Source organism: Clostridium acidisoli DSM 12555, assembly GCF_900176305.1.
In the GTDB taxonomy this organism is placed as follows: domain Bacteria; phylum Bacillota; class Clostridia; order Clostridiales; family Clostridiaceae; genus Clostridium_I; species Clostridium_I acidisoli.
In genome coordinates, this window is sequence record NZ_FWXH01000016.1 from 25,075 (window position 1) to 45,911 (window position 20,837).

The 20,837-nt window shown below is 25.8% G+C and carries 20 protein-coding genes; 2 read left to right on the plus strand and 18 right to left on the minus strand.

Going from position 1 to position 20,837, the window contains the following annotated elements:
• Nucleotides 1–22: 22 nt before the first annotated feature.
• The 10 genes from B8978_RS15015 to B8978_RS15060 form a co-directional block, all read right to left on the minus strand.
• The gene (locus tag B8978_RS15015; RefSeq protein ID WP_084116967.1) at nucleotides 23–1,249 is read right to left on the minus strand and encodes an ABC transporter permease; all 1,227 of its coding nucleotides are present in this window, start codon (nucleotides 1,247–1,249) and stop codon (nucleotides 23–25) included.
• A 4-nt stretch (nucleotides 1,250–1,253) separates the two neighbouring features.
• On the minus strand, nucleotides 1,254–2,381 hold the full coding sequence (locus B8978_RS15020) for an efflux RND transporter periplasmic adaptor subunit (RefSeq protein ID WP_084116969.1): 1,128 nt from the start codon (nucleotides 2,379–2,381) through the stop codon (nucleotides 1,254–1,256).
• A gap of 12 nt (nucleotides 2,382–2,393) precedes the next feature.
• On the minus strand, nucleotides 2,394–3,230 hold the full coding sequence (locus B8978_RS15025) for a carbohydrate ABC transporter permease (RefSeq protein ID WP_139796066.1): 837 nt from the start codon (nucleotides 3,228–3,230) through the stop codon (nucleotides 2,394–2,396).
• 3 nt (nucleotides 3,231–3,233) lie between these two features.
• Complete coding sequence (locus B8978_RS15030) at nucleotides 3,234–4,088, minus strand: carbohydrate ABC transporter permease (protein WP_084116973.1); 855 nt, start codon at nucleotides 4,086–4,088, stop codon at nucleotides 3,234–3,236.
• A 38-nt stretch (nucleotides 4,089–4,126) separates the two neighbouring features.
• Nucleotides 4,127–4,645, minus strand: coding sequence for a hypothetical protein (locus B8978_RS15035; RefSeq protein WP_084116975.1), 519 nt, complete (start codon nucleotides 4,643–4,645; stop codon nucleotides 4,127–4,129).
• Between the two features lie 13 nt (nucleotides 4,646–4,658).
• A complete protein-coding gene (locus B8978_RS15040) occupies nucleotides 4,659–6,023 on the minus strand; it encodes an extracellular solute-binding protein (RefSeq protein ID WP_084116977.1) in 1,365 nt (454 codons plus the stop codon).
• 107 nt (nucleotides 6,024–6,130) lie between these two features.
• A complete protein-coding gene (locus B8978_RS15045; protein ID WP_084116979.1) occupies nucleotides 6,131–7,996 on the minus strand; it encodes an ABC transporter ATP-binding protein in 1,866 nt (621 codons plus the stop codon).
• 99 nt (nucleotides 7,997–8,095) lie between these two features.
• Nucleotides 8,096–8,290: a CA_C0660 family putative sactipeptide bacteriocin gene (locus B8978_RS15050; protein WP_084116981.1), complete on the minus strand. Its 195-nt coding sequence runs from the start codon at nucleotides 8,288–8,290 to the stop codon at nucleotides 8,096–8,098.
• Between the two features lie 167 nt (nucleotides 8,291–8,457).
• Nucleotides 8,458–9,822, minus strand: coding sequence for a M16 family metallopeptidase (locus B8978_RS15055; protein WP_084116983.1), 1,365 nt, complete (start codon nucleotides 9,820–9,822; stop codon nucleotides 8,458–8,460).
• A 5-nt stretch (nucleotides 9,823–9,827) separates the two neighbouring features.
• Nucleotides 9,828–11,414, minus strand: coding sequence for a radical SAM protein (locus tag B8978_RS15060; RefSeq protein WP_084116985.1), 1,587 nt, complete (start codon nucleotides 11,412–11,414; stop codon nucleotides 9,828–9,830).
• Between the two features lie 315 nt (nucleotides 11,415–11,729).
• Between B8978_RS15060 and B8978_RS15065 the strand changes: the two genes are divergently transcribed.
• Complete coding sequence (locus B8978_RS15065; RefSeq protein WP_084116987.1) at nucleotides 11,730–12,482, plus strand: LytR/AlgR family response regulator transcription factor; 753 nt, start codon at nucleotides 11,730–11,732, stop codon at nucleotides 12,480–12,482.
• 84 nt (nucleotides 12,483–12,566) lie between these two features.
• A complete protein-coding gene (locus tag B8978_RS15070) occupies nucleotides 12,567–13,832 on the plus strand; it encodes a sensor histidine kinase (protein WP_084116989.1) in 1,266 nt (421 codons plus the stop codon).
• Here B8978_RS15070 and B8978_RS19940 read toward each other — a convergent pair.
• From B8978_RS19940 to argF, 8 genes are all read right to left on the minus strand, one after another.
• The gene (locus B8978_RS19940) at nucleotides 13,824–13,964 is read right to left on the minus strand and encodes a hypothetical protein (RefSeq protein WP_176212718.1); all 141 of its coding nucleotides are present in this window, start codon (nucleotides 13,962–13,964) and stop codon (nucleotides 13,824–13,826) included. The two genes, B8978_RS15070 and B8978_RS19940, sit on opposite strands and share 9 nt — an antisense overlap.
• A gap of 63 nt (nucleotides 13,965–14,027) precedes the next feature.
• Nucleotides 14,028–14,597, minus strand: coding sequence for an accessory gene regulator ArgB-like protein (locus B8978_RS15075; protein WP_176212723.1), 570 nt, complete (start codon nucleotides 14,595–14,597; stop codon nucleotides 14,028–14,030).
• Nucleotides 14,598–14,673: 76 nt separating this feature from the next.
• Entirely contained in the window at nucleotides 14,674–16,107 is a 1,434-nt protein-coding gene (locus tag B8978_RS15080; RefSeq protein WP_084116993.1) for a sensor histidine kinase, read from the minus strand.
• Nucleotides 16,095–16,766, minus strand: a complete 672-nt coding sequence (locus tag B8978_RS15085) for a response regulator transcription factor (RefSeq protein ID WP_084116995.1) — start codon at nucleotides 16,764–16,766, stop codon at nucleotides 16,095–16,097. Before B8978_RS15085 ends, B8978_RS15080 begins: the two co-directional genes overlap by 13 nt.
• 207 nt (nucleotides 16,767–16,973) lie before the next feature.
• Complete coding sequence (locus B8978_RS19945) at nucleotides 16,974–17,138, minus strand: hypothetical protein (protein ID WP_176212724.1); 165 nt, start codon at nucleotides 17,136–17,138, stop codon at nucleotides 16,974–16,976.
• A 128-nt stretch (nucleotides 17,139–17,266) separates the two neighbouring features.
• Nucleotides 17,267–18,457 carry an ABC transporter permease gene (locus B8978_RS15090; protein WP_084116997.1) on the minus strand — a complete coding sequence of 397 codons (1,191 nt, stop codon included), beginning with the start codon at nucleotides 18,455–18,457 and terminating at the stop codon, nucleotides 17,267–17,269.
• Nucleotides 18,450–19,178 (minus strand): ABC transporter ATP-binding protein, encoded by a 729-nt coding sequence (locus B8978_RS15095; protein WP_084116999.1) that lies wholly within the window; start codon nucleotides 19,176–19,178, stop codon nucleotides 18,450–18,452. The genes B8978_RS15090 and B8978_RS15095 overlap by 8 nt, the downstream gene beginning before the upstream one ends.
• 198 nt (nucleotides 19,179–19,376) lie before the next feature.
• Nucleotides 19,377–20,375, minus strand: a complete 999-nt coding sequence (gene argF / locus B8978_RS15100) for an ornithine carbamoyltransferase (RefSeq protein WP_084117001.1) — start codon at nucleotides 20,373–20,375, stop codon at nucleotides 19,377–19,379.
• Nucleotides 20,376–20,837: the final 462 nt, after the last annotated feature.

The window sequence follows — 20,837 nt, forward strand, 5'->3', positions numbered from 1 at the left end:
TCATAAACTCTATTTTTGAAATCTATGTTTTAATTACTGATTTGCGTTTGGTAAGAATTATTAATAAGCGTCCGTTTATAATAAATATGCTGCAAGTCACTATTTCTGTCCAAAAAATTAATTTCTCTATGTTGTTAATATTACTTACATATTTATTATACACATTATTAAACCCTTGTTCATCTGCATTGCTAAGCTTAATATCATCTAAAATAGTTTTTGTATAATAGGGTACATCAAAAATATTATCAGTAGGTAAATATTTATCTTCAATAACTACATTAAACTTTATTAAGTTAAAAATGATAATAATGCTTATTAGGAGAAACACTACTTTTGAAAAACTAAATATTAGTTCTTTTTTATAGTTAATTAATATATCTTTAAAATAATTAGTTTGAAATTTCTCTCTAAAGAATACAACAATATTTTTTAAGTATTGTAATATTATTTTAAGTATGAATATTATTACACAAATACCTATTAAAAAACATAAAATTTTCATGTATTGAAAAACGATATTTTTCAATATTGTATAATTCACCATTTTATATGATGAAAGATTTTGTCCAAGTGTTTTTGTTAAGTCATTATTTATATTCTTATAACTCATTTGTGTTGTCTCTTTAGTTGTAAAGACATCTAAAAACAAATTTTGAGTTTTATCAACTATTGTATACGATGAATATGGAATATATACTCTTTCATATCCATCTTCAGACTCTTCATAAGTAAGTGATTGATTTTCCTTGTAAACGCCAACAATTCTGTATTTTTCATTATTTAAAGTAATTGTGTCTCCAATCACTTTAATGCTTTTAAACAAATCGGCAGCCATAACATCGCTTATTACTGCTACCTTTTCTCCATTCTTTATTGATAAAGAATTAAATTTACCTCCTGCTAGTATCTTATAAGGATATAAATTAAGATAATTCTCATCTATTAAAACAATTTTTGTTTTTATAGCCTTACTAGGTGAATTTCCATATTTATTTTGTATATTGCTTATAACTTCTTTGTAACCTGTAAATATAAGTTTTGTATATTGTTTCTTTAATTTATTAAGATCTTCAAATGTTATGCCATTATTACTAGTATTTGAACTGGTATTTATTTTTTTATATTCTAATACATTAGATACATTTTTATTTAAATTTAAATCAAGATAAATGCCTAATAGAATTAAAAGAATTAAGATAATTAGATTTATTATAAGTCTTAATTTTAAGATTTTCTTTATATTCATAAAATCACCTCGACTCATTTTCATCATTATCTAATTTAACTTGTGAGTTATCATCTATTGATTTAGTTGTACTCATAACAATACCAAGATTGCTAGGTATTGTTGAACCATTAAATGGCTTTATAGAACAATTCACATCATCAGAAGCAACTACTTGCACTTGAACTTTTTGAACATACATCTCTGTACCTAATGCTTGAGATTTCTGATTTACAATAAATATATAATCTAATCCGTCTTGTTCAGTTAAACAGCTTTTTGGTATTACATTATTATATCTTTTAGAATTTTCTATAGCGCTTACGGTAACATTATCATCCTCATTAATGCTAGGGCTACCGTCTATACTCGCTGAAAAATCATATTGATTTGTTTTGTCATCATATTGTTTTTTAATAACTTGCCCTGTCAATTGTGTTATTTTAGAGTTAGAATTTGCATCACTTGATTTTGTAGCATGTATTTTTGAACCTATAAAAAATTTTTTTGCATCGTTAGAAGTAGTAGTCCAATTAACAACAAAACTGGGTTTATTATTTACAATCTCGAATAGAGCATTATTAGAACCTCCACTACTATCTGTTGATTGTGTGTCAGAGGAATCATCAGTGCCACCAGTTTGTGCATTTATTGCTACTACTGTTCCTTCTGTGTCAGACAATATGCCACCAGTTGATGTTAATCCCTTACGTATTTGTCCATACTTAAGGTTATCTGTATCTAGATTATATTGATCTTCTTTAATTTTATTTTGATCAGGATTTGGTGAGCTTTTTAAAGCTTGAATTTCATCCTGTAGTTGCATAATAGTTGCTTCTTCCTCCCGTTCACTTAACGTGATTGCGTCATTATCAACATCTCCTAAAACAGTACCTTTTTCAACATGTTGATTTAGCTTCACCAAAATATCTTTAACATTCCAATTATGCATAGCATAAATTTTATGTGTATCTGTATAATTTATAGTTCCTTCTGTCTCATAATTATTACCTATGGTTCTAGAGTTTAAAGTCACTACAGTAACTTCTGGAAGTAAGGCATTTTTTATTGTTTTGGAAAAATATGTGCACAATATTACAATGATTATAAAAAGTATAATAAATTTATTAATGATTTTATTTTTTTTATTCATATGCATCGCTCCCTATTTTAAATCAAGATGTTGAATTCCTTCTAACAATTGATTTTCACCTTTTAAAAATATAAATATTGATGGAATCATGAATAATACTCCAGCGGCAAAGGCAACTTTAATATCTGATTGATTAACCTGTGATAAAAAAATAGATAACGGTTGTTTTTCATCTGGTAGTAATATTAAAGGTTGTTCAATCATACTCCAATTATCTAAAAAACTTAGAATTGCAAGTGAAGCTACTGCTCCTTTACATTGTGGGAGTATAATTTTAAATAATATAGCTAAATGATTAGCTCCATCTACCATGGCTGCTTCACATTGTTCACTAGGAACAGATTTTACAAATTGTGTTAGTAAAAACACGCCAAATGTTGAAAATATACCTGGTAATATTACAGACGCATAGCTGTTTATTAAATTAACTTTTTTAAAAATTATGTAAATTGGTACAAGAGTTACTTGATATGGCATTAACATAAGCAAAATAAATACAAAAAAAATGCCGTTTTTAAATGGAAATTTTATTTTTGCAAAAGCATAAGAACCAAAAATAGAAATTAGTATCTGTCCACTAACTATAGGAACTGTAAGCATTATAGAATTCCAAAATTTCGATAAAATTTCAGGACTTCTAAGGAAAACTTCATAATACTGAATTAATGTAAAAAAATTTGGAATAATATGAAACGTATAATTTGAAAGGGATCTCTCAATCTCAGTTGTGTCCATAAAGGAATTTAGAACGATATATACAACTGGCAATAATGAAAATATTGAAAAAACAATAAGAAGTATATATTTAGATATTTTTAAGATCACATTTTCTTTTTTCACAATTATCATTCCTTATAAATCATATTTACTTTGAAATTTAAATAAAAAATAGACTAAAATTGATACAAAAACAAATGTTATAACCGATGCTGTGGAAAGTCTTTGATAATTTAAATTAACAAAATTATTATTTATAAAATGCTGAAGCATATAAATACTTGAGTCAGGATATTGCCCTGAAAGCAAATATGCTTCTCTATAGATTCTTAAAGAATTTATTATTGAAATTATAAATACAAAAAATATATTTGGTAGCATTAATGGCAGTGTGATATTAAAAAAAGCGCTTATACTTCCGCATCCATCAATAGATGCAGCTTCATAATATTCTTTTGGAATATTATTTAAACCTGCTAAAAATATTATCATGTTATAACCACAATTTTTCCATATATAAAGTAAAATTAGTACAAGAAATGACCATCTGGAATTTAGGTAATCTGGTCCATTGATACCAAATTTTAAAAGTATTTGATTAATAGTACCTGTTTGAGAAAAAAATATCTGCCATACCAGTATGATTGAAGCTACAGGGATAATAAATGGCAACGTTAAAACTGTTCTAAAAAAAGATTCTTTTTTCATTTTACTGTTTAAAATAAGGCTTATTATTAAAGATATAATCATAAGTAATGGTACTGCTATTAAATTAAATAGTAATGTATTTTTTATAGCTAATTGAAAAGAGCTGTTATTAAATAACTCTATAAAATTCTCAAATCCAACATAATGTATATTTCCTACGCCTTGAGTAAAACAATAGATTACACTCATTATAAATGGAATACCAAAAAATATGAGAAATCCTACTATTGATGGTGCAGCAAAAATATATCCGGCTATTCCTTCTCTTTTTTTTAAATTCATTCCTTTTTATTATCTCCTTAAATTCATTTGCACCAAAACTAATTAAAATTAAATACAACTATATCTGTAGCAACGAAGTTATCTCCTTGCTTTTTTCCCCATATATTAACCATAGAATTTACTTTAATATCTGATATACTTCCTTTTTCGTCAGTAAAAGTTTTCCCCATATTAGAACTATTACGAATTATTATATTAATAGTATTATTAATAGCAACTTGTTCTGTACTATTTGCCTGAGTTTTTGAACCTTTTTTTGATCCTACTAATGCTCCATTGGAGTTTTTATTTACCTTTGAAATTTTTATACTGTCTCCATTTAATTCTGTTACATATCCCTTTATGTCAGGATTACCTTGTAATGATTTTGATTCTGGACTTTTATTATTTGCTGAAACATCATTACTAGATAAATTTTTTTCACTATTGCTATTTGAAGTAGTACTTTTATTAATACTTTTAGTGGTAGTATCCGATTTTGAACATCCTACAGCAGATAATAAAATAAGTATACTAACCACGCCTAATAATGTTTTTATCCTATAATTAAATTTCATTGTAATTTCTCCTTTATTCATTAATATAGATTTTTATTTTACTTTTTAAAATATTAATTGCATCTTCATAAGACATTTTGTCTTCAAAGTATGGTGTTAGACACTGCATCATTAATTGCCCAAGTGTATCATCCGTTATTACCCCCTTATTTACATTGTTTACTATTTTATTGTAATAATCTTGAAAATTTTCAGATAACCTTTGTTGTATTATAGTGGTGGATTTATCATATGCATAGCTCTTACCTACTTCATTAGTCATATACTGATTTTCTAAATCTTCAGCTGCTTTTTTATTAACCGGTATATTTGAAGGTAGATTTGCTGCTTGAATCTTTTCAGACAGTGCAATTTTCAAGAAATTATATGCAGCTTCTTTATTTTTTGAATTTTTACTTATAGCCATTGAACTACCAACAATAGCAGCAACACCCTTTCCCCCTTTATAAGTGGGAATATTGTTAATTACTTGCGTTTCACCTGTAACTTCATTTAGTAAAGATTCCGAGGCTAAAAAATAACTTACTCTTTCAATAGGATCATTAGAAAATAGAGATGTTCCATCTTTAAGTGCTTCAAACCCTTCACTTCCAGAAAAACCTGATATACCTGATTCTTTTTTAGAAGCATTGTAAATTTTTTTATAATTGTTAATTATTTGTTTAAATGTTGTAGTATTAAAATATACATCTTTATTTTGATAATCAATAAAATTTTCACCAGTACTTGCTAGAAAATCTTCTATGTTCATAGGAGCCGCAAACAGTGTTTTATTTGCATCACTAGCTGAAAGAATATACGAATTTATAGAGTTCATAAATTCGTTCTCAGAAGAATTATCTTTTATGCGTATATTATTATTTTCTAATAATTCTTTGGTGGTTGTGTACTGATTAACATAGTAATCCAAAGGCATTACTAATTGTTCACCATTATATACTCCAGCTTCTATTACTTTTGTGTTATAATCTTCCTTCTTAAATGTTTTGTCCTTATCTAAAAATGGTTTTAAATTTTCAAGCATACCCGATTTTTCTAAAATCAATGTATCTGAACTGTTTAAATATAATATATCAGGTCCATCTCCAGATAAAGTATCACTTAAAAGCGTCTCCTGGTATTTGCTTATTCCATTATTCGTACTATTATCAAATAATACTGTTTTAATTTTTATGCTTGGGTATTTATTTTGAAATTCATCTATAATAGCTTGTAACCGTTCATCTATATGTCCATGTTGCCCTAGAACATACAGCTTAAGTGTATTAGTATTAGTGTTAGAATAACTCAAATGCTTTTTATTTATGATTGGATACATGCCAAGTATTATTAAAATTACTAATATAGGTATAATTATTAAAAGCTTCTTAATTCTCATAATGTTTCTCCATTTTCATTTTATAACGTTGCTTTTTATTAAATATTAGCAAAGTCAATGTTAAGATAACATTAAGATAAAAGTTTTTATAAATAATTTTTTTAATGTTAATTAACATTTTTAATTAAGCTTTCCGTTTCTTCTGCAGTATCATCTAAGTATGCTTCAGCTTGCATAGTATATAGCTTATAATAAAGTCCTTTCTTTAAAATAAGGCTATGATGTGTACCATTTTCAACAAGCTTTCCATCTTCTAATACAATAATTAAATCCGCCATTTTAACTGTTGAAAATCTATGAGATATTAATATACTTGTCCTATTTCCAACTAATTCTTTGAAATTATTAAAGATTTCATACTCAGATTGTGCATCAACTGAAGCTGTTGGCTCATCTAAAATTAATATTGCTGAATCGCTCATAAAAGCTCGACTAATAGCTAATTTTTGCCACTGTCCTAATGACAATTCCACTCCATTAGACCATAACTTTTCTAATTTTGTATCAAACTTTTTATCTAAATTTTGTATGAAATCATAGGCATTGGACTTTCGCGCTGCTGCTTCAATTGAATTAATATTGTTAACATTTTCAATATCTCCAAAACCTATATTCTCTCTAACTGTAAATGGATACTTCATAAAATCTTGAAATACAACATTTACATATTTATATAATGAAGCTAAACTATAATCTTTAATATTTACACCATCAATAAGAATCTCACCCTCAGTTGGATCATATAACCTTGTTAATAACTTTATAAGTGTAGTTTTACCACATCCATTAAGTCCAACTACGGCACAAGTCTGATTTGCTTTTATCTTAAAACTAATATTTTTAAGAACATATTTATTTGATTTAGGATATTTAAATGATATGTTTTTAAATTCTATACAATCATTTATAATACTTTTGAAAAGAACAGGGTTTGGAGAATCATTTATAATTGGTTGTAAATCTAATATATAAAACAAATTCTCAATATAGAGATTATTTGAATACAATTCAGATACATTTGATAATGTATTTTTAATAGAAGAATCAACATTAGTTAATGCAGATATATACATGTTCATTGATCCTATAGTTAACCCTCTGGATAAAGTGACAAAAATTACATAAAATTTATATATATATGAGATTATTGTACTTAAGAGATCCGTTACGCTTAAACTCATAAGCTGTTTTTTACCAACAGCTTTATCTTTGTCTAAATTTTTCCTATATGTGGACAAAATTAATTTTTCAAAATATAGACCAAGTCTATTTAATTTTATTTCCTTAATACTATTATAATTTAGCATGATTTTCTGAAGGTATTCCGCAAATCTAGTTTTTTCTATTCTATTACTATAAATGTCATATTTCATTTTTGAAAATTTTATATTTATAAAAAACATTGGAATAGACGTTAACATACATAACATTAACATTAAAGGATTTAATTGAATTACAATTACAATTGAACCTATTAATGTTGAAAAGTTTTTAACTATTTCATTTAATGAATTAACTATTGCCATTGTTGAATATGCAGATTGATTATTTGCTTTTTCAATTTTATTGTAAAAATCATTATTTTCAAAATACGAAAGATCTAATTCATTAGCCTTCCTTATAAGAAGTTGAGCTATATGATTATTTAAAGCTTTTATTTGTATATCAGAAAAATAGGTGTTTATTCTATTTATTAAGTAAGAAAGAATAGTAACACTAAATTCTATAAATAACCACATGAATACTTCATTACGATATTTAGGCATATTCTTATTACTTAATGTACTAATAACACTATCAATTAAATATTTAGATATTATCATGTTTATTGGAAGAATAACTCCATTTATAAAGGTAATTAATAATGTAGCAATAAAACTTAATCTTGAACTATTCCATATTATTTTAATTGTTTTTAAAATAAATCCATTAATACGTTTTATATTATTAATTTTAGATTTTATCTCTAACATTTTTAAGCATATCCTTTCAAATTTAATTTCTAAATCTTATTTACAAAATTACAAAAAGGAAATCTCGCATGACAAGTTTATCATGCGAGAAGTTGTAAATTATGCTTCGTATGATGAGTTATAGTTAGCATTTGAGTTAGCATCTCCATATGAACATTCACATGAACATGTGTAATCGTCAGCACTTTGATATGCAGAGTTCCATAGACTACTAGTTGAACACATACACGCACAACGATTAGCTTCTGTATTAAAGGTTGATATATCTCTTCCTGCTGGATTAACTAATTTCATTTTCTTCACCCCCCCCACGGTTTAATCTTAAGGAAAATTTTTTAATTTTCCTATTCTGAAAATAAAATACATTAATATTTTGAATATATATAATAATTTTACATTTACTTAGTAATAAATTTATTAGTAAACTAAGTAAAAGTAAATATATTATAATCTAAAAGTTTTTAAGGAACTTGTAACAAATTATATAAATCTTTTTTATTTATATCTAAACTTTCCTTGCAATTTATAGATATAAGAACATTGTTACTTGATAGAATTTTATTTATCTTCATATTTATTTCTTCAAAACTAATAGTACTTATAATTGATAAGCATGTACTATATTCGCGATTTAAAGGAATTATTGGTTCATCATATAAATAATTATCTATGCATTCCTTAGTTAAGTCTTTGTTATTAATAGTTAATTTAGCTCTATTGTAATATTCAGTTAACTCTAATAAGAAAAGTTCTCTATATCTATCAAATTCTTGTTTTGTAAAGCCAAAATTTGATAGCTTTTTAATTACTTGAATTATATATTTAATTTTTTTATAAAAATTTCTATCAGTATCCAATTGAAGAATATTAAAATTGAAGTTATACATTAACCTTCTAGAAACAAACTCTATTTTACTAAAATCTAACTTATTTTTAGAAAACATAGTACAAATATCTCTTTCAATCAATGTCAAACAAAAATATTCTAATATTTTTGTTTCTAAATCGTATTTTATTTCATTAGAATATAATGAGGATTTTAAATAATAAAATTGTATTTCATTATATTCTAAATTTTTTATAGTATTTATTAAAATTTTTCTGTGTAAAGATTTTTCTATTGCTATAGGAATTCTAAAATTTTCACTACTTTTTTGAATCCTAGAAAAATAATTTTCTATTAAATCTTTTACATTGCACTCTTCAGTTTGTCCAACTATAAAAAGTGCACTATTTTGTGTTTTGTACCAATTACTGTGAAACTTCATTATTGATTCATAACTAATGTTTTTTATAGATTCCAAGTTTCCCAAAGGTAATTTATTTTTAAAATTTTTTTTATTTACGATTTCAGGCAGTATAATTTCTTTTAATTTATAATTTGCAGTACATGTTTCTCTACTAATTTCATCAATGATCTCATGTTTTATATGATTAATATTACTTTTAAGAATATTATCTCCTGATAAAATATTCTTAAAAACTGGTAAATAGTTATTTAGTTCTTCACTCTTACAATTAATAGAATAGACAGTCTCATAAAAATTTGTATATCCTATTAATAAACTATTACGTACATTATTATTTGATTGTTGCTCATATAAAAATCTATAATTATTGTAAATGCACATATGTTCAATAAAATGAGCTATGCCTATTTCATTATCATTTTCCATTAATGATCCCACTTTTACTACCAAAGATATCCTTATCATATTTTTCTGAGAATCATTATAATAAGTAAAATATTTAAATCCATTATCTAAAGTTTTCACTATTAATTTTCTATCAGTATTCATGTCATTATGCTCTTTAAAACTTTCCATAATAGTTATACTACAACCTTAATATCACCTAAATATTCTAGCTTTTTAGGATTACTTTCTAAACATTTATGATAGAAAACTAAATTCTTTAACATATAATCTCTTGATGAATTACAATTATATCTTTTCTTTTCCATATCAAGTTTTCCATTTGTATAACATTGTGCATAACATAGATTACATAACCTAGAAGCCCAGCAATTTTTACAATCATTTATTGTTGCATCTGAAAATTCATCAACTAATATTCTTTTTACTTTTTCTTTATCAACACCTTTATCTACATCACCTATAATTGGTGATCCATCTATTCTTTCGCAAACCATAAAATCACCTTTTGTTGTAATATACAATTTTCTGCTTCCTGGTACGCAGCATCCATTTAGAGAATAGCTTTCATTATAATCTTTATATATTGGTCTTTGATGAATTTTGATTAATGGTTGCTCAATAACTACTTTTGAAAAGAAGTCTATATCCTGATTATGATCAATTTCTTTGAAATACAAATCTTTAGACCAAGATGATAGTGGATCAAAAATCTTGGTCTTATCATCCTCATTAATTTTCTCTTTTTCTTTTCTTTCTCTTCTTTCTTTATAATCTATATTACCTAAAGAAGGATATGTTATAAACTTACTAATTTGACTAGGCAACCACTCTAATTTATTGAAAAAAGAATGGATTTGAATAAGTTTTTCAATAGAATAAGGTTTACCAAAAACCATACTAAGTACTAACCTATCTTTTGCACTATCACCTAAGGCTTGTACTAATATCTTCAATCCTTTTATAGCTCTTTCAAAACTTCCAACCCCATTAATATCTTTTCTGTAACTATCGTGTATATATTTGGGTCCATCTATACTACATACAATACTTAAGTCTTTTATTGAAGCTAAATATTGTGCAATTTCTTCTGTCATTAATGTTAAATTTGTTGTCATAGAAAATCTTACTTGTCTATCTTTGATTGTTGTTTGAGCATAACCTATACAATATTTAATTAAATCAAATTTAATTAGTGGCTCCCCACCATAAAATGTTATAGCAATTCCGGCATCTTTATCCCCATGTAAACCTGCATAATCAATGGCCTTCTTTGCAATGTCTTTAGTCATATCTTGAGAGCCAAAATTTCTTTTATCAGTATAAGCTTCATTGTAAATACAATATCCACATCTTAAATTACATTTTTCTGTAAGCTCTAATACAATTTGACGTACACCATTTTCTAACATATCATATAAATTTTCATGGTGTCCCGGTGAATTAAATTCTAAATTATTTCCTGCCTTTAAAATATGCTCTGAATCAATTGCATTTTTGATATTATCTAGTGCTTCATAATATTTACTGTATTCAGAGCTAATTTCAGTATTATCTATTTCGTCCATTGTGTTATTGATAATTTTTTCTAATATCCTATACTCAAGTTCATTACAATTCATAATCTTGCTTGTACCTGTATCATAAATATAATAGCAAGAATCTGTTTTAAAAAGTTTTGCTAGAGGTCTAGGATAATTAATATTGTCTTTGAAATATTGAATATATTCTGAAATTGTGCCAAATGAATTTGTACAGTTCATTTTGTTTATCCCTCCTTTAAAATTTATACAGTTTTTTTAATTCAACATTAACGATATTACAGCAATATATTTTTACAAATTTTTTCAAATATTATTAATTATTGATTTTTTATTATAATATGTCTTATAATATACTTATTCAATAGATACGTGCTGAAACTAGTTATTTAGATGCTAATATTATAAATTGCCTAAAATTGTGTATGCTAAACTAAAATATTTGAGCTTTAAAATAAGTGTTTTACAGAATAAAAATACCTATTAAAATAACGATTTCAATGCTTATTTTAATAGTCTTAAGGTGGTTTTAATAAAATGATAAAAATATTAGTAATTGAGGACTCTAATATTCAGAGAAAAAATTTGTGTTCATTATTATCTAAAATAAATTCTAATTTGAAAGTATATGAAGCCAGTACAAAAGATAGTGCTTTAAAAATTTCAAAAAAAGCTAGTATAGATCTTTTTTTTGTAGATATCGAATTAAAGGATTCTTCTGGAATTGATTTTGCTACAGAAATTAGAAAAATTTATGAGTATAAGTACACATTGATAGTTTTTGTGACTGCATATATAAATCATATTATTGAGGCATTTAAAGAAGTGCACTGTTATGATTATCTTATAAAACCCTATAACAGTAATGATATAAGAAAAATTATTAATATTATTACTGAAAATACTCCCAGTAAGAACATTCAACAAAATAAGCCTTATGTGTTGATTAATCAAAATTCTATAGAAATAAAGATATTTTTAGATGAAATTATATTTATAGAAACTAGTATAGGAAAATGTACAATACATACAATCATAGGAAAATATGTTATGAATAGAATGACACTAAAAAAATTGTTAAAAATTATTAATTGCGACTACATTATACAATGTCATAGATCCTGTGCTGTAAATATAAAATATATACGAAAAATTGAAAAATATTCACAAGTATCTTGGAATATTTACTTTGATAAGTATGACTATTGTGCATTTATGGGAGCCAAATACAAAGACAAAATCATTAATCTGTTAAAAGTTAATTCAGTAATAAGTCAATTAATTATTTAAAGATATAAAAATTATTAAACTAAATTCTTGTATCTTTTATATAAAAAATATATAGAATTACATACTATCAGTGGAGATGATTATATGAATAGTACACAATTATTTACATTAAATTTTATTGAAATAACTTCATTTATGATATTATGGTCAATATTTAATAAAAAAAGACCTAATTTAGTTTTAAAAAATTTTATTATAATTTTAATAATATCTTTTATATCATTTGAATTAAATAATACTAATATAAAATTTGACGATATACTTAGTTATATTGCTATCTTATTCTGTATATATGTTATATATAAGAAAAACATATATGATATTATATTAGAATTTGACATAACAATAATTATATTAATAATAATGGAATTATTATTAACTGCTTTATTAAGAATTATATTTAAACAAATTAGCAGCATTTATTCATTTAACAATGGATTAATGATTAATTTAATATTGTTAATAACATGCATAGGTACGTTCTATCTATTGCCAATAAATAAGCTTTTTAGAAAATACATAATAAATAGCTTTACCATCAAAATTTTAATGTTAAACCTAACAATATGGATATTATGTTTTAAATTATTTTGGGATTATGATATGATGTTTCTTCTAAACAATATAGCAGTATTCAGCATAATGTTTTTATCTTTTAGCCTTTTGAGCTATATTCTTTACATACAAAATATAGATCTTAATAATAAAAAGAAAGTAATAGAACTAAATGACAAGTATTCTCCAGTCTTTGAAAATATACTTGATGAAATAAACAGAAAGCAACATGAATTTAAAAATCATTTAAATGCTATATACGGTATGTGTTATTCCACAGATACAAATATCTTAAAATATTGTATTCAAAAATATATAAAATCGCTAAACTACTCATTAGGCGATATAGATACTGTTATACATATTAATAATAAAATATTAGCAGCTGTCATCTATAGCAAATTATGTGAAGCCAAAAGCAAACAAATACATTTTTCATATTCAATAGAACGTGATATAGATAACTTTAAAATAACTGAATATGAAATGGTTGAAGTCTTATCAAATTTATTAAATAATGCATTCGAAGCAATTGATGATTCAACTGCTGATGAAAAAATAGTCTATATGAAAATAGGTAAAGAAAATAAATATAACTTTATAGAAGTTTCAAATAAAGGAAATATTATAGACGTTAATAATATAGACAAACTTTTTATAAAAAGATTCTCTACCAAACATAAAACTTCTGGAGGATATGGCTTATATAACGTAAAAGAAATACTTGAATCATATGATGGTCATATTCAAGTATTCTTAGAGAATGGATATACAATATTTAAGGCACTATTTTAAGTCTTTTGGTGGATCAGGTTCTCCCCATAGTATAAAAGAGCCTTGAGCTAAAATCATATTTGAAACACTTATTAATACTGCTGCTAATAATAAAGAAACATTTTTGTTTTTTTTAATTTTAATAATATTCATTATTGTTACACCTTTCTTTACATTTTATTAGATAATTTTATTACAAATCTAATTTAATTATTTTTATGCTAAAATTAGTTGAATCGCTTGAATTAATATTGTTACAAATCCACAGTTTACCAATGAATTGTTATTTCTAACAACAACTAATAAAATCAAACAAATTATAGATGAAATTGTAGAAATCACTTTTAATCTATATTTCTTTTTATTATTTCTAATTGGTCTTTTAGGGCTTGTACAAGGTGATTTAATAAAAATGATTAACACACTAATAAAACAAAAAAAATAATAAATTAAATTAGGTAATCTTGGTATCATTGGTGCTAATAAAGATGTCATTATAAATACAGTAACAGAAAAAAGTAAACATTTATTGAATGTTTTAAAATGTAGCCCACCTGAAAAATTTCTAATTGACATTAAGATAATTAATGAAAATATAAAAAATTTAAGCCTATGTAATATAAAAAATAAGAAAAATAAAAATATAAACTTTACCGATTCACTTAATATAGCTATTATTGCATAATTAATTTTTTCATTATCTTTATCACTAATTTCACAGTTATTATTAATATAACTACATATTAATTTACTTACATTACTTAATAAAATTATATATATCACCACAATTCTAACTTTAATATTAAAAATATATGTTCAATATATACTATAATACTACCTTATTTTATAAAAGTAAACCATGTTATTCATTTTTAGGAAATAATAAATAAAATTTACTATATTCTCCTTTTTGACTTTCTACTAAAACTCTGCCTTTATGTAGGTCCATTATGTGTTTAATATATGCGAGACCAATTCCTGTACTTGTTCTATTATTTGTGCCATAGTATGCATGAAATATTTTACTAAAATTATTCTTATCCACACCTATACCATTATCATAGACCTCAACAATAACATTTTTGTTATCCTGTGATATTGTGATATTTATTTCATTATTTATCTTGTCTTTATCCATAAACTTTATTGAATTATCAATAAGATTAACAATACACCTTTCTACCCAAACTTCTTTTCCTTTAACCAATTCAATCCCTTCTTCAGGTATAAAAAGTTTTATATTGCTAAAAACATTAGTATATTCGTCAACTATTTTAGCACAAATTAAAGCTATATCTATAAATTCCTCACCACTGGATAAATGTGTAGTAGACATAGCCAAAATATCATTAATAATCCCAGTTAATCTATCTATATATGATGTAACACCATTGGAGTCTTCTCCTAGCTCTATTTTAGCTCTTAAAACTGCCAAAGAATTTCTAAGTTCATGAGATGCATATGAATTCAATCTTTGCAAATCCTCATAAGATATTCTTATTTTTTCTAAAGCCTCATTATAGGCAATAGTTAGATCATAAATTTCATCTTTAATTTTAGGGGGCTCTATAAGCTCTATATTTCTAATATCCTTTTGATTCTTAACTTCTTTTGTAAAATTACTCAAAGGTTTCAATGCAAAAGCAGCATACTTCCTACTTAAGATAAAATTTATAAATGCAATTATTAATATTACCATTAGAATAACGAAAATAAACCTTTTATAAAATGCACTCATTAGTGTTTTTTGAAAATTATCCCATGTAAACTGTACACTATTTGAAGATGTATCACTTCCATATGTACTCAAATTATCACTTAATATTTGATAACGAAGAACTTTGTTATTTTTATCTTCGATAATAAGCAAATTTCCTTTGTCATGCTTATTTATAAGATCTTTCATACTTAAATCCTTTGGATTTAATACTGCATTTTCAGTTCCATATATTTTATTTATTGCATTTTCACTAAAATTATTTGATAATTCCTCCGAACGAAGAAGGTTATTATCTTTATCCAAAATTATAAGAAAATCATCTTCACTGTTTTTATTTTTTTCTCTATTGTCCTGTATACCTACAGGCTCAGACGATATTATAATACTAGAATTTATATTATCTTTTTTTATGCCTGCTGTATTTGTTTGTTTATTTGAAATCTCAAAGCTACTCATTATAGGATTTTTATCAATATTTATCTTTAATAAAGAATAAAATAAAATAGCAAATATACTAATTAAAATTATCATAAGTAAACTATATAATAGAGCTATCCTATCCTTTATTTTAAACATACCATGTATCCCTTTCCTCTAATTGTTTCAATTAAAGCTTCACCATCAGTATTTTTTAACTTTCGTCTTAAGTTAGTAATATGGACTCTAATAACATTAGAGAATTGATTACTATCTGTTCCCCAAACATGTTCAATTATTTTTTCAGCTGAAACAACGTTAGGATAACTGTAGCATAACAATTCTAGAACATCATATTCCCTTGCAGTTAAATCAATTTTTTTTTCATTCAATTCTACTAATTTTGTATTGGTGTCTATATGTAATGCTCCTATTTTAATTATATTTGAAGTTTTATCGTAATTACGTCTAATTAAAGCATGTAATCTTGCACTTAATTCCTTAAATTCAAATGGTTTTCCTAGATAATCATCTGCGCCAATATTTAATCCAATTATTTTATCATCAGTGTTTGTTCTTGCTGTTAACATTATTATTGGTGTTTTTATAAATTTTTCTCTTACCATTTTACAAAGACTTACACCATCAAGTTTAGGGAGATTTATATCTAAAATAATAGCATCATATTCATTTATTTCTGTATAATATAAACCAGCTTCTCCATCATATGCTAAGTCACAAATATAGTCATACTTTTTTAATCCTTTTTCTAACAAATTACACAATTCTCTATCATCTTCTACTATTAATAATTTCATTTTTTCTAGCCTCTCTCCTTCAATATCATCTAAAATATCACATCTTAAAATTATACCATATTATTTATTTAATGGTAAATTATAAGTGATTTTTACTAATGAAAAAACTCACACTAAAATAAAAAAGAGAAGATCTAAGTCTTCTCTTTAAAAATTTAAACTTCACGCTTGGTGAAAAAACATGTTGCCACTACCTAAGATTTAGGTTTAAATTAAATCTTTTGATAATAATAAATACTTTTTACATAAGTCTATTTTGTTTTGTTTTAAATAAACAATAGCCAATTTATCATAAATTGCTTTAAGCTTATGTCCGTTATCAGTAGTTTTTAACAATTCAATTAATTTTAGTATAACAAATAGCTTCCTCATTACTGATTGCCAAACACTCTTCAACAGTTTCTAAAGCTAAATCTATCTTTTCTAAATATTTATAAGCATTGGTTAATAAATATAATATAGGACTTATCGAACGTTTAAATTTTATCTAGATTTAATATCTATGTTCTAAATATAACGCTCTCCTTACTAAACATATATCTTGCAAAGAATATGCAAGCCACAACATATACTGCAATCCACCCTGCTGTAATTCCTATGTGTGTGTAATTATATATACCTGCAATAAGTTCCTTTATTACACATACTACATTTGCTACTGGTATATTGAAATACATAAAAGGTATATCCTTGGCATCTAGCATGTAAGTAGCATAAGCAGGTATAAATGCTATTATCATTAAAGGTGATGTGTACGTAGAAGCTTCTTTAAAGGATCTAGCATATATACTTATTGATAATTCTAATGATCCAAAAGCCATTGTTAAAAACACTATTAATATGCCAATTATTACAAGTGCCTCTGAACTAATTCCTATACCAGACATTGCTTTACTGCTCCCAAAAACTGCACTATTTTGTTTCATGGATATAAAAATACCAATTATCGTTGCCACAGTAGTCATTAATCCAACTACAGTTATGGCAAAAAACTTTCCCCATAATAATGATAGTCTTCCTGATCTTGTTGTTAAAAGCGGTTCTAAAGTACCTCTTTCTTTCTCCCCAACTCCCAAATCAATTGCAGATGACAATGGACCTGTAACACTATATATAACTAGCATTAAGGGTAGCATTATTGATAACATCATCTTAGCAACTCCTTGATCTTCCTTTACAATTGTCACATTATCCACTTTTATTGGGTTTAATATACTTGCATTAATATTTCTTTTTTCTAATCTTGTGTTCACAATTTGCTTAGAATAGGCATCAATCATTGAGTTTATTATTGCATAAGCAGTTTCAGAATCCTGACTTGAATTGTCATATGTTAGCTTTATATCACTTGTACTCTCACCTGATACTTTTTCATCAAAATTCTTTGGAATCTCAATAGCTACATATACTTTTCCGTCCTTAATATCTCCCTTGATATCTTTTGATCCCTTTATTTTTATATCCTTTTGGGTTTTGATAAAATTACCCAAAGCACTGTCGCCATTATCAACCAAAGCAATTTTAAGGTTATTTTGTACTGTGTCCTTAGAGCTGGACATACTTTTACCTATAACTCCAAAAATTATTGGAAAAAGTAATAGCGGTATAAGAAGACTTACGATAATTGTTTTTTTATCCCTAAATAAATCCTTAATCTCCTTTTTAAATACTGTTAATATTGTATTACTCATGCTTATCACCTACCAAACTCATAAATATTTCTTCCATATCATTATTGTTATATTTTTGTTTTAATTCATCTATAGTCCCTTGCTCTAACATTTTGCCTTTGTGAATAATTATTATTCTGTCACACAATTTTTCTACTTCCTGCATTGAATGACTTGAAAAAACAATGGCCTTATTCTCTTTTTTGCAGTGTTTAATGAAATCATGAATTAATCTTGATGATGTAACGTCAAGCCCCGCTGTTGGTTCATCTAAAAGTACAACTTTAGGTTCATGAACTATGGAACGTGCAATGGCAACTTTTTGCTTCATACCTCGTGAAAATTTACCAACTCTTCTATCCAAATATTCTTTCATTTCAAGCCTATCACTAAGATCCTCAATACTTTTATCTGCAGCTTCCTTAGTCATCCCATTTAGTTCTGCAAAATATCTAATGTTCTCTCTTGCTGTAAGTCTATCATAAAGACCTACTTCTCCTCCAAATAGTATTCCAATCTCATTCCTGACTTTACTCGGTTCTTTATTAATATCAAAGCCACTAACTTTTACAGTACCACTAGTACATTTAATCATGGTTGATATAATTCTAAGTGTAGTAGTTTTCCCAGCTCCATTTTCCCCTAGTAACCCAACTATTTCTCCTTCATTTATGTTAAAACTCAAATTGTCTACTGCTTTTACCTCTTTAAATTGCTTTGTAAGATTTATTACTTCTATCATGGACAGTCCTCCTTAAATAATAATCTGTATAAATTTATCCAACATAAGAATGTTAAACTTTCTCAAAATAAGCTAATCCAATGAATATTTTACCATAAATCCCATCACCAAGTATAGATAGTATTATGCCTAATTTATAAAAACAAAAAAGACCTTGAATGCCAAGGTCGTAATTTATCTATTCAATCTGTTTACTTTTTATGCTCCTAATGTGGCTACCATAACAGCTTTTATTGTATGCATTCTATTTTCAGCCTCATCAAAGACAACAGAGTTTTGGCTTTCAAACACATCATCTGTAACTTCAAATGGCTCAATTCCATACTTTTTATATAGAATTTGAACAGTTTCTGTTTTTAAATCATGAAAGGATGGAAGGCAATGCATAAACTTTACATTCTTATTGCAAGTTTTATCAAGTAACGTTCTATTTATTTGATATGGTATTAGCATCTCTATTCTTTCCTTCCATACCGCTTCTTCTTCTCCCATAGATACCCAAATGTCTGTATAAACTGCATCTGCTCCTAAAACAGCTTTATCTACATCACTTGTAATTGTAATTTTTGCTCCACTTTCCTTTGCAAAATTCATACACTCTTCTACAAGCTCTTTATCAGGTTGAAGTTTATCTGGAGCCGCTATTACAAACTCCATGCCAACCTTACTTGCACCAATCATGAGTGAATTAGCTGTATTATTTCTTCCATCACCTAGATACACTAGCTTTATTTCATTTAATGGTTTGTTTGTATGTTCCTTTAAAGTTAGAAAATCAGCTAAAACTTGTGTAGGATGATCTATATCTGTTAATCCGTTCCAAACTGGTATTTTAGAATACTCAGCTAGTTCTTCAACCACTTTCTGTTCATATCCTCTAAATTCAATTCCGTCGAACATTCTTCCTAAAACCCTAGCAGTATCCTTTATTGATTCTTTTTTACTTATTTGAGAACCTTCCGCACCAATATAAGTAGTATGTGCCCCTTGATCATTTGCCGCTACCTCAAAAGAGCATCTTGTTCTTGTTGAATCCTTTTCGAATATCAAAACAATGTTTTTGCCTTTTAACTTTTGTTCTTCTTTTCCAGCTTTTTTATCCGCTTTTAATTTTCCTGCTAAATCTATAAAATATTCAATTTCTTCTTTAGTAAAATCCTTGAGAGTTAGAAAACTTTTGTTTTTTAAGTTAACCATTATATCACCTTTCAATCACTTTTATAATTATTCATATTTGTGTATAATTATACTATTATGTGCATATAATTTCAACTATTATATACATATCAATGCAAAAATATTTAATTTTTAAATATTCTATATATTTCTAACGTGAGCTGGTTAAATATTTTTACTCTATTGTATAAGTAAAAAAGTGAAAGATTGCCAGAGTGGTAAGATGAAAGATTTAACGGTAATGCCGTTAATAGTGGGGGAATTTGCTTTAAGCAAAAAGTTAAAGAGAATTTTTTGTAGCTAGGCTACTTAAAATCCTCCTTAACTTAAATTGCCTCTTATTAAATTCATTGTTTTTCTGACGTAGGAGGGAATTTTCCTTTACCGAATGCGTAAGTAACTTCTACCACCTTTAACGGCTTTAGCTACGATAAAAATCTTTAACCTTGTTTCGCAATTTCTTACTATTACGCAATAAATACA

Coding starts and splice junctions, on each gene's coding strand:
- B8978_RS15025 (WP_139796066.1), bottom strand. CDS start 3,230: ATGATAATTGTGAAAAAAGAAAATGTGATCTTAAAAATATCTAAATAT.
- B8978_RS15080 (WP_084116993.1), bottom strand. CDS start 16,107: ATGTTTAAAATAAAGGATAGGATAGCTCTATTATATAGTTTACTTATG.
- B8978_RS15065 (WP_084116987.1), top strand. CDS start 11,730: ATGATAAAAATATTAGTAATTGAGGACTCTAATATTCAGAGAAAAAAT.
- B8978_RS15070 (WP_084116989.1), top strand. CDS start 12,567: ATGAATAGTACACAATTATTTACATTAAATTTTATTGAAATAACTTCA.
- argF (WP_084117001.1), bottom strand. CDS start 20,375: ATGGTTAACTTAAAAAACAAAAGTTTTCTAACTCTCAAGGATTTTACT.
- B8978_RS15030 (WP_084116973.1), bottom strand. CDS start 4,088: ATGAATTTAAAAAAAAGAGAAGGAATAGCCGGATATATTTTTGCTGCA.
- B8978_RS19940 (WP_176212718.1), bottom strand. CDS start 13,964: ATGAATATTATTAAAATTAAAAAAAACAAAAATGTTTCTTTATTATTA.
- B8978_RS19945 (WP_176212724.1), bottom strand. CDS start 17,138: ATGAGGAAGCTATTTGTTATACTAAAATTAATTGAATTGTTAAAAACT.
- B8978_RS15040 (WP_084116977.1), bottom strand. CDS start 6,023: ATGAGAATTAAGAAGCTTTTAATAATTATACCTATATTAGTAATTTTA.
- B8978_RS15090 (WP_084116997.1), bottom strand. CDS start 18,457: ATGAGTAATACAATATTAACAGTATTTAAAAAGGAGATTAAGGATTTA.
- B8978_RS15085 (WP_084116995.1), bottom strand. CDS start 16,766: ATGAAATTATTAATAGTAGAAGATGATAGAGAATTGTGTAATTTGTTA.
- B8978_RS15045 (WP_084116979.1), bottom strand. CDS start 7,996: ATGTTAGAGATAAAATCTAAAATTAATAATATAAAACGTATTAATGGA.
- B8978_RS15020 (WP_084116969.1), bottom strand. CDS start 2,381: ATGAATAAAAAAAATAAAATCATTAATAAATTTATTATACTTTTTATA.
- B8978_RS15055 (WP_084116983.1), bottom strand. CDS start 9,822: ATGGAAAGTTTTAAAGAGCATAATGACATGAATACTGATAGAAAATTA.
- B8978_RS15035 (WP_084116975.1), bottom strand. CDS start 4,645: ATGAAATTTAATTATAGGATAAAAACATTATTAGGCGTGGTTAGTATA.
- B8978_RS15050 (WP_084116981.1), bottom strand. CDS start 8,290: ATGAAATTAGTTAATCCAGCAGGAAGAGATATATCAACCTTTAATACA.
- B8978_RS15060 (WP_084116985.1), bottom strand. CDS start 11,414: ATGAACTGTACAAATTCATTTGGCACAATTTCAGAATATATTCAATAT.
- B8978_RS15015 (WP_084116967.1), bottom strand. CDS start 1,249: ATGAATATAAAGAAAATCTTAAAATTAAGACTTATAATAAATCTAATT.
- B8978_RS15095 (WP_084116999.1), bottom strand. CDS start 19,178: ATGATAGAAGTAATAAATCTTACAAAGCAATTTAAAGAGGTAAAAGCA.